The 8,731-nt window shown below is 68.8% G+C and carries 8 protein-coding genes, 1 tRNA gene and 1 other RNA gene; 1 reads left to right on the forward strand and 9 read right to left on the reverse strand.

What is annotated here, in order from left to right:
- Positions 1 to 20 precede the first annotated feature (20 nt).
- The 3 genes from H0524_RS09725 to H0524_RS09735 all read right to left on the reverse strand — a co-directional run bounded on the left by H0524_RS09725 (position 21) and on the right by H0524_RS09735 (position 2,488).
- Positions 21 to 602 (reverse strand): hypothetical protein, encoded by a 582-nt coding sequence (locus H0524_RS09725; protein ID WP_180198331.1) that lies wholly within the window; start codon positions 600 to 602, stop codon positions 21 to 23.
- Positions 603 to 1,733: 1,131 nt separating this feature from the next.
- Positions 1,734 to 1,806 (reverse strand) — tRNA-Ala (locus tag H0524_RS09730).
- 91 nt (positions 1,807 to 1,897) lie between these two features.
- The gene (locus tag H0524_RS09735; protein WP_180198332.1) at positions 1,898 to 2,488 is read right to left on the reverse strand and encodes a YqgE/AlgH family protein; all 591 of its coding nucleotides are present in this window, start codon (positions 2,486 to 2,488) and stop codon (positions 1,898 to 1,900) included.
- Between the two features lie 141 nt (positions 2,489 to 2,629).
- On the opposite strand from H0524_RS09735, the gene H0524_RS09740 reads away from it, so the two are divergent.
- Positions 2,630 to 3,433 (forward strand): S-methyl-5'-thioadenosine phosphorylase, encoded by an 804-nt coding sequence (locus H0524_RS09740; protein WP_018727266.1) that lies wholly within the window; start codon positions 2,630 to 2,632, stop codon positions 3,431 to 3,433.
- Between the two features lie 24 nt (positions 3,434 to 3,457).
- On the opposite strand, the gene H0524_RS09745 is transcribed toward H0524_RS09740, so the two are convergent.
- The 6 genes from H0524_RS09745 to prfB form a co-directional block, all read right to left on the reverse strand.
- Positions 3,458 to 4,399, reverse strand: coding sequence for a hypothetical protein (locus H0524_RS09745; protein WP_180198333.1), 942 nt, complete (start codon positions 4,397 to 4,399; stop codon positions 3,458 to 3,460).
- 151 nt (positions 4,400 to 4,550) lie between these two features.
- Positions 4,551 to 4,926: a transfer-messenger RNA gene (ssrA, locus tag H0524_RS09750) on the reverse strand.
- An 82-nt stretch (positions 4,927 to 5,008) separates the two neighbouring features.
- On the reverse strand, positions 5,009 to 5,488 hold the full coding sequence (gene smpB / locus H0524_RS09755; protein WP_180198334.1) for an SsrA-binding protein SmpB: 480 nt from the start codon (positions 5,486 to 5,488) through the stop codon (positions 5,009 to 5,011).
- A gap of 187 nt (positions 5,489 to 5,675) precedes the next feature.
- Entirely contained in the window at positions 5,676 to 6,551 is an 876-nt protein-coding gene (gene ftsX / locus H0524_RS09760) for a permease-like cell division protein FtsX (RefSeq protein WP_180198335.1), read from the reverse strand.
- A 58-nt stretch (positions 6,552 to 6,609) separates the two neighbouring features.
- The gene (gene ftsE, locus H0524_RS09765) at positions 6,610 to 7,290 is read right to left on the reverse strand and encodes a cell division ATP-binding protein FtsE (protein ID WP_012181145.1); all 681 of its coding nucleotides are present in this window, start codon (positions 7,288 to 7,290) and stop codon (positions 6,610 to 6,612) included.
- 118 nt (positions 7,291 to 7,408) lie between these two features.
- A complete protein-coding gene (gene prfB / locus H0524_RS09770; RefSeq protein WP_180198336.1) occupies positions 7,409 to 8,530 on the reverse strand; it encodes a peptide chain release factor 2 in 1,122 nt (373 codons plus the stop codon).
- Positions 8,531 to 8,731 lie beyond the last annotated feature (201 nt).

The following is an 8,731-nucleotide window of genomic DNA, read 5'->3' on the forward strand; positions in this document are numbered from 1 at the left end:
GTCTGTGGGTTGGGGTGGGGTCAGCTGGTCCAGTGCTCGGCCACCAGGTCAGCGGCCTGGGTTTCCCACTGGGCGTAGTGGAACGGGTACGCCGACACCTGGACCTTCTGCGCGGCCTCGGTCAGGGGCAGTTCCTGCCAGCCCTCGACCTGCTTGAGGCCCTTGAGGAAGGCGGTGGTGGAGTACTCGGGGTCGGTGATCTGCTCGACCGTGCCCCACCCGGACGAGGGGCGCTGCTGGAACAGGCCCTGCGAGTCGTGGTCGTTACGAGCACCCAGGTGACCCAGGTTCTCCAGCTTCGACTCCTGCAGGCTGGTCGCGATCGCCACGACGGCGGCCCGCTCGTCCATGCCAGCGGACTTCGTGGCCTCGATGATGGCCTTCACGTTGCCGGTCTGCTCGTCACCTAGGTCGATGCGCGACTGCTTGCCCTGGGTGCCGTGCGGGATCAGCTTGCCGGTGTCGGGCTTGTCGGCCTGCACCGCCGCCGCCGCAGCCGCGGGGGTGGTGTCGGTGAGCGTGCCCAGGGGGCCGGCGACGACACCGGTGGACAGGGCCAGACCAGCGATACCAAGGACGCTACGACGCAGAATCGTGTTCATGGGGGTTGCTCCATTCGGGGGTCGACACCCACACGCCTGAAGGGGGTCAGGCGGCACAGGGGTGCAAGCACCGTCCGGCGCTCAAAGAACAGGGAAAGAGAAGATCCTCGGCTACCGCGGTCCGGGGGACACGCACGGTGCCGGGTCCATGTGTAACGACCGGCGGACCGCCAACATTCCGGGGCTCACCCACGCCCGGCATCCGCCATCGGCGGAAGGCCTGCTCGGTCGTACGCATGGTGTAACGCCCCGACGGCCGCCGGGATTCCGCCACCACCGTGCCCCCGACCACGCCCCAGACGGGCATCAACCTGACGTCAGTGACGTCCATACCCAGGCCAGACTTGCAGGTCAGCGGCGTCCACCGGTCGGGTTCGTCGATGCCTACGACCCACGGCGGCAAAACGAGGCTCCAGGTGAGGTTCCCCTCAACTGGGAGAACATCAACCGCCCAGTTGGGGTGAACCGAGTTCCTTCCGCAGCTGGCGGACCAGGTTCCGGAAGGCTGCTTCCGCCGCCGTGTGCTGGGTCTTGTCAGAGTCGGGGCCGAGGCGGTAGAGCGCCTCCGCGACGTCATTCGCCAGTGAAACGGTCCGAGCGGTACACAAGAGGGTAAGAGTCGAACGAGAGACTTGCATCGTCCTCCGCCACTCCCGCCGATCGTCCTGATCCATGCCCTGCTCGCCCACCGTCCAATACTTGTTGAGCAGGTACCGCGTGCTGGTTACGTAGTCCACAGCTGCGCGAAGCGTCTGGTCACGGAGCCAGTGCCGACGCTCACGCTTCGCTTGAAGCCAAGCGCCAATCGCTAGCACGACGAGGCTAGCGAGAGCGCCGAAGCCCGCCGCAGCAAGATTCCCCATGGGCGTCGAGCGTACAAACACAGCGATACCAGGGCGTGCAGCGGCTCGTGGAAGCGGACTAGTCAGGTCCGCGACTACTCACCACGATCATCGCCAGCGGCGCCCGCACTGAGCGCAAGGCCGCCATCAAGACCCGCATCGCCGAAGTCCGACTCTGCGACCAGGGAGTCATACCGTGGTCAGGATCTCCACCGACACGACAATGCCCCCGCCCGCAACGGACGAGGGCACCTCGAAAAACCCACCGGTTCGCACATGGTGCGGTCGGTGGAGCCGAGGGGACTCGAACCCCTGACCCCCACACTGCCAGTGTGGTGCGCTACCAGCTGCGCCACGGCCCCCTGTGCACTACCCGGTCACCCGGGCACGGGAGAACTATACACACGCCGGCCGGCACGGTCATCGCGCGGGGTGCCCGGCTACCGCGCCGGGTCAGTTGAGCGCCACGTCCGCCGGGAAGTGCGCCACCGCCGCCATCATGCCGCCCTGCCGGCGCAGCACCATCGGCCACAGGTCGTCCGGACGATCGACGAAGGCGTCGCCGGGAAGCGCGTCCAGGACGAACCAGGAGCCCTCGGCGATCTCTTGCTCCAGCTGGCCCGACTCCCACCCGGAGTAGCCGGCGAAGACCCGGATGCCCGCGATGCTCTCCCGCAGCTGCGCCGGGTCCGCCGTCAGGTCGAGCGTGCCGACCGCACCGGCGATCTGCTGGAAGCTCTTCATCGGGCGCAGCGGGTGGCGCATGCGGGCGAGGCAGATGGCCGAATCCGGCTGCACCGGACCCCCTTCGAAGACCACGGCCGGGTCGCGGGCCAACTCGCCCCAGCCGCCGAGCACCTCCGCCACCGGTATCTCGGTGGCCCGGTTGAGTACGACGCCCAGCGCCCCGCCCGGCTCGTGGGCGACCAGCAGCACCACGGTCCGGTCGAAGTTCGGATCCTTCAACGTCGGTGCCGCGACCAGCAACCGACCGGCCATCGACTCCGTCGCCTGCCCGCCGATCGCCCGCCCCTCTTCCTGCATGTCGGACACCCCGTCAGTCCGACCGTGCCCGGACAACCGGGGACACCGGTGCCAGCCACCCCGTCAACGCCATGCCTGGCACCATAGCCTGCTGCTGGGTCGCTGGCTAAGGTCTGACGCGACAGAGACGAGGGAGGTTCGGTGAGTCCCACGGCAGAACTCGCGGTGATCGGCGGGTCGGGGCTGTACGCCCTGCTCGACGGCGCCACCGAGCATGTAGTCGACACCCCGTACGGGCCGCCGTCCGACGCGGTCACCATTGCCGAGGTGGCGGGCCGCCGGTTGGCGTTCCTGCCCCGGCACGGCCGGGATCACCGGCATCCGCCGCACCAGATCCCCTACCGGGCCAACCTGTGGGCGCTACGCTCGCTCGGGGTCCGCCAGGTGCTCGCCCCCTGCGCGGTCGGCGGCCTGCGCCCGGAGCTGGGCCCCGGCACGTTCGTCGTGCCCGACCAGCTGATCGACCGCACCAGTGGTCGGGCACAGACCTACTACGACCGGGGCGCGGTGCACGTCTCCTTCGCCGACCCGTACTGCCCGGTCGGCCGGCGTACGCTGCTCGCCGCCGGCACCGAGCGGGGCGTGCCGGCGGTGGACGGCGGGACGGTGGTGGTCGTCGAGGGACCCCGCTTCTCCACCCGCGCCGAGTCGCGTTGGTTCACGGCAATCGGCGGAACGGTGGTCAACATGACCGGTCACCCGGAGGCGGTGCTCGCCCGGGAGCTGGCGCTCTGCTACTCGTCGATCGCGCTGGTCACCGACCATGATGCGGGCGTGCCGGGCGGCGGATCGGTGACCCAGGAGGAGGTGTTCCGGGTCTTCGGCGAAAACACTGCCCGGCTGCGGGAGCTGCTCTTCACCGCGGTGGCCCAGCTGCCGACGGATCGGGACTGCGCCTGCGGGGAAGCCCTGGACGGCATCACGCTTCCCTTCGCGCTGCCCTGACCCGGGCGGCCGGGCCATCGCCGGTCAGCCGGTGGTGAGCCGCAGCGGCCCACCGCCGAGCACGTCGAGGACGGTCCGCTCCCCCAGCGGGGCGGTGAGCTGCACGGTCACCGGTTCGAGCAGGAGCTGCTCGGTGCAGACCCCGGTGCTGCGGATCACCGCGCCGCCGACCACCACGACGTCATCCTGTTCGTAGACCAGTGGGGTGAGGCCGGTGTCGCACGCACCGATGCCGACCCGAACGGTCAGCGTGGCGCCGTCCACGGCGCGCAGGTCCAGCGCCCCGACCAGCTCCTGGGGCAGTGGCGCGCTGGGTGCGGTCGGCTCCGGCGGCTCTCCGACGGCGGTCGGGGCGACCGCGAGCCGGGCCACCGGGGCGGTCAGTTCGTCGATGGTGAACAGCCAGGCCGGGACCGCCGCCTCGCCGCGGCTGGTCCGCACCGGCACGCTGTCGAGCTCGACGGCGGTGACGGTGAGCGGGATGCAGGCGGTCTGCGGCGCGGTGCTCACCCCGGTGTCCGGCCCATCTGCCGGGGCTGGTGGGGTGGCCGGGTTCGTCGGCCGCCCGCCGCAGGCCGGTGGGTCGCCCCGGTCGAGTTCCCGGTACGCCTCGGCGGCGCTGACCAGCGGCACGGTGAGGGTGCCGGAGGGGAACTGGATGGTGCCGTCTTCGGGCTGGTCCGTCGGCAGCGGGATCTGGTCCCGGTACCAGCCGGCCCGGAAGGCGGCCTGGGTGTCCGGGGTGAAACCGGGGTCTCCGACGGTCATGACGGGCTCCTGGAGTGGGATGTACCCGTCACTCCAGGAGGGGCCGGGCTGCCAGGCGGCGGCGATCTGGGTGGCCCGCTCCTCGAACGCCGCCTGCCGGCCGTCCGGCGGCGGGGCGTCGGCCGGCTCCGGGTCGGCCGGCGCGCAACCGGCGACCAGCAGCAGGGGCACGCACAGGGTGACGAATACTCGACGCATACTCTTCCGACGCCGGCCACCGCGCACTGGTTCCAGCCCACCGGTGGCACTCGTCGCCGGGGAGCGACGCCGGGCCTGGTGGTAGCGGAGCTTTCGAGGCCGGAAAACGCCGATGCGCCCCGGTCCGGTGGACTGGGGCGCATCGGTCAGGTGGTGGAGGTGCCGGGAATCGAACCCGGGTCCTTCGCCGCCTTGCCAGGGCTTCTCCGAGCGCAGCTCGCTGTGCCTCTACTCGGCCCCTCCGATCACGCGAGCGAGTCGGTGTGACGGGCCCAGTCGCTGATTAATCTCGCCGCACGGCCCCCGCGACCGGGGCCGATTGGCCAGCCTCCTAGCTGATGCCGGCTAACTGGGTCGAAGGCACTCCCAGGCCGACAGACTTGCTACTCGCCTCAGGCGGCGAGAGCGAAGTCAGCGCGATTCTGCTTGGCGCTTATTGGTTTCCAACGAACGATTTCCGAGACGACGTTGGCTTCCTCGGCTCGCTTCCCCTGCCGCAACGTACGAAGTCGAAACCAGTCACCCCCTCGACGGGCCGCCCTGTTGGCGGCACCGACAAGCCTAACGCCTGACGCAACGGGTTTCATCCCGCCCCGGCCGGACGCCGGCTCAGTCTGTCATCCCCTTACCCCGCCGGCCGGCGGCCCGGGCGATCTCCCGTTGCGCGTCCCGCTTGGCGAGGTCCTGCCGCTTGTCGTACGACTTCTTGCCCTTGGCCACGCCGATCTCGACCTTGGCCCAGCCGTCAGAGAAGTAGACCTGCAGCGGGACGATCGTGAGCCCACTCTCCCGGGTCTTGCCGATCAACCGGTCGATCTCGATGCGGTTGAGCAGCAGTTTGCGGGTGCGTCGGGGCTCGTGGTTGGTCCAGGTGCCCTGCACGTACTCCGGGATGTGCATCCCGTGCAGATAGAGCTCGCCGTTGCGTTCCTGGGCGAAGGCGTCCACCAGCGACGCCCGCCCGGCCCGCAGCGACTTGACCTCGGTGCCGGTCAACGCCATCCCCGCCTCGTAGGTGTCGAGGATCGAGTAGTCGTGGTGGGCCTTCCGGTTGGAGGCGACGACCTTCCGCCCCTTCTCCCGTGGCATCGGCGCCACCTCCCTTCCTGGTCGCTGCGTCCCGTGGGTCGAACAGCCCGGTCGCTGCGCCCGTTGGGTCGGCAGCGGCGATCATCCTACCGGAGCGCAAGGGCTCCCCCGCGCCGATTATTTCCGGTGCGGGAGAGCCCTGGCCCGACAGGGTGCGCGGGCGGCCCCGGCGGCCGCCCGGCGGGCGCTAGACCCGCAGGTAGAAGCGGAGCGTGACCCAGGCGGTGACCGCGCTGATCAGACCTCCGACGGCGGCCATCAGGGGGAAGGCCAGCAGCACCTCGCCCCAGCTGACCGGCGCGAAGAGCCCCTGGAGGGCGCTCAGCGCGCCGTCGAAGAGGAATCCCTTCAGCCCGGCGAGGGCGCCGAGGCCGAGCAGGGATCCGATCAGGCCGGCGACCACGGCTTCCAGGACGAAGGGGGCCTGGATGAACCAGTTCGACGCGCCGACGAGCTTCATCACCGCGACCTCGCGCCGCTTGCTGTAGGCGGCGACCTGGATCGTGTTGGCGACCAGGAGCAGGGCGGCGACAGCCATCGCGACCGCCGCGACGAGGGCGATCTTCTGACCCGCGGAGAAGAGACTGAAGATCTTGTCGAGTACGCTGGACTTGTCGACCACCTGGTCGACGCCCTCAATCTCGGCGTACTGCTCCCCGATCGCCTCGTACTCCTGCGGGTTCACCAGCTTCAGCCGGTACGACTCCGGCAGCACTTCTGGATCGATCGCACTGAGCAGGTCCGGGGAGTCCCGGAACATCTCCTCGAAAGCCTCGTACGCCTCTTCTTTGTTGACGTACGTGACGCTCTCGATCAGCGGGTCGGCATCCAGCCCGGCCTTGATCGCTGTCTTCTGTTCCTCGGTGACCTCGGTCTCGAGGAAGATCGAGACCTCGATGTTCTCGAAGTACAGCTCCTTCATCTCGGCGACCTTGACGTAGATCAGACCGCTCGCGCCGAGCATGGTCAGCGAGACCGCCATCGTAATGATCATTGCGATGGTCATGGTCACGTTGCGCCACAGACCGACCATGACCTCGGACAGGACGTATTTCAAGCGCATCGAAGATTCCTCCGCGTCTCCGGCAGGTGGTGGTCGTCAGTCGGGGTGGAGCGCCGGCTCACCCGTAGACGCCGCGAGCCTGGTCGCGGACGATCCGGCCGCTCTCGATCTCGATGACCCGGCGGCGCATCTGATTCACGATGTTCGAGTCGTGGGTCACCATCACGACGGTCGTACCGGTGCGGTTGATCCGGTCCAGCAGACGCATGATCTCGATGGAGGTGTCCGGGTCGAGGTTTCCGGTCGGCTCGTCCGCGAGCAGGATCAGCGGACGGTTCACGAACGCTCGCGCAACCGCCACCCGCTGCTGCTCACCACCGGAGAGCTCCTGCGGGTAGCGATGCTCCTTACCGCCCAGCCCGACCAGCTCCAGCACCTCCGGTACCACCCGGCGGGCAACCGCCTTGGTCTTGCCGATCACCTCGAGCGCGAACGCCACGTTCTCGTAGGCGGTGCGGTTCGGCAGCAGCCGGAAGTCCTGGAAGACGCAGCCGATCGAGCGCCGGAAGGCGGGCCGCTTCCAGGAGCGCATCGACGTAACATCCTTGCCGTTCACGACGATCCGCCCCTTACTGGGCGCAACCTCATGGAGCAGCATCTTGATGATGGTGGACTTGCCGGAGCCGGATGGGCCGATGAAGAAGACGAACTCGCCCTTCTCGATCGCGACGGACACGTTGTCGAGCGAAGGCCGGGACGCCTTCGGGTACGTCTTCGTCACTTGCTCAAGCTGAATCACGGGTCGTGAGTCTACGCGGTGTAACCGATGCGCCAAATCCCGCGCCCCTCAATTTCGGGACACGTCATCAATCTGCCAGCACTCACGATTTTCGATGGTGCGCTGCGCCCACGATCGGTCACGCTTTGTCATCAGCAAGCTGCCGCTGCTTTCGCCACCGGATACCGGCCTCGATGAAGGCGTCCAACTCGCCATCGAAGACCGCGGAGGGAGTCCCGGTCTCCTGCTCCGTTCGGAGGTCCTTCACCATCTGGTACGGATGCAGGACGTACGAACGCATCTGGTCACCCCAGGATCCGGCGGCGTCGGTCTTCAGGCCCTGAAGTTTGGCCTGCTCCTCCTGGCGCTTCCGCTCCAACAGGCGGGCCTGGAGGACGCGCAGCGCGGACGCCTTGTTCTGCAGCTGGGACTTCTCGTTCTGACAGGTGACCACGATGCCGGTCGGGATGTGGGTGATCCGCACCGCCGAGTCGGTCGTGTTCACGCTCTGCCCGCCGGGTCCGGACGACCGGTAGACGTCAAAGCGCATCTCGTTCTCGGGAATGTCGATGTGATCGGTCTGTTCCACCACCGGAAGCACCTCGACCCCGGCGAAGCTGGTCTGCCGCCGCCCCTGGTTGTCGAAGGGACTGATCCGGACCAGCCGGTGGGTACCCGACTCGACGCTGAGCGTGCCGTACGCGTACGGCACCTTGACCGTGAAGGTGGCCGACTTGAGCCCGGCCTCCTCGGCGTAGGAGGTCTCGTAGACCTCGGTGGGGTAGCCGTGCCGCTCGGCCCAGCGCAGGTACATCCGCAGCAGCATCTCGGCGAAGTCCGCCGCGTCCACGCCGCCGGCACCGGCGCGGATCGCCACCAGCGCCTCGCGGGAGTCGTACTCGCCGGAGAGCAGGGTGCGGACCTCCATCTCGTCGATGGCCTTGGTCAGCCCGGCGACCTCCGTCTCGACCTCGGCGAAGGCACCCGGGTCGGACTCCGCCTCGGCCAGTTCCAGCAGCACCTTGGCGTCGTCGAGGCGAGAACGAAGCTCCGCGAGCTTGTTGATCTCCCCATTCACGTACGACAGCTGGGAGGTGACCTGTTGCGCCCGGGCCTGGTCGTCCCAGAGGTCGGGGGCGGAGGCGGCCTCCTCCAGACGGGCCTTGTCCGCCCGCAGCCGGTCGATGTCAAGCACCGACTCGATGTTGCGAAGAGTGGCGTCGAGGTCCTTGAGCTGTTCGGCGTAGTCGGCATCGGTCACGACAGACAAGACTACTGCGCGGGCGAGGAGTGAGCTTGCGAGCCCCGCTGCCCGCGCCCAACAAACCCAGCGCGGGCGAGGAGTGAGCTTGCGGAGCAGCGGAGCGGAAGCGAGTCGGCGGGGCCGGCGTGAGCCTGCGGCGCGAGTCGGCGCGAGTCGGCGCGAGTCGGCGCGAGTCGGCGCGAGTCGGCGCGAGTCGGC

Origin of the sequence: Salinispora sp. H7-4 (assembly GCF_013416675.1) — a bacterium.
GTDB classification, from domain to species: domain Bacteria; phylum Actinomycetota; class Actinomycetes; order Mycobacteriales; family Micromonosporaceae; genus Micromonospora; species Micromonospora vitiensis.

Bases quoted from the DNA above. Each gene is read 5' to 3' on its own strand.
- H0524_RS09735 (WP_180198332.1), bottom strand. From the start codon at position 2,488: ATGCAGGAAGAGGGGCGGGCGATCGGCGGGCAGGCGACGGAGTCGATG.
- H0524_RS09725 (WP_180198331.1), bottom strand. From the start codon at position 602: ATGAACACGATTCTGCGTCGTAGCGTCCTTGGTATCGCTGGTCTGGCC.
- H0524_RS09745 (WP_180198333.1), bottom strand. From the start codon at position 4,399: ATGCGTCGAGTATTCGTCACCCTGTGCGTGCCCCTGCTGCTGGTCGCC.
- ftsX (WP_180198335.1), bottom strand. From the start codon at position 6,551: ATGCGCTTGAAATACGTCCTGTCCGAGGTCATGGTCGGTCTGTGGCGC.
- smpB (WP_180198334.1), bottom strand. From the start codon at position 5,488: ATGCCACGGGAGAAGGGGCGGAAGGTCGTCGCCTCCAACCGGAAGGCC.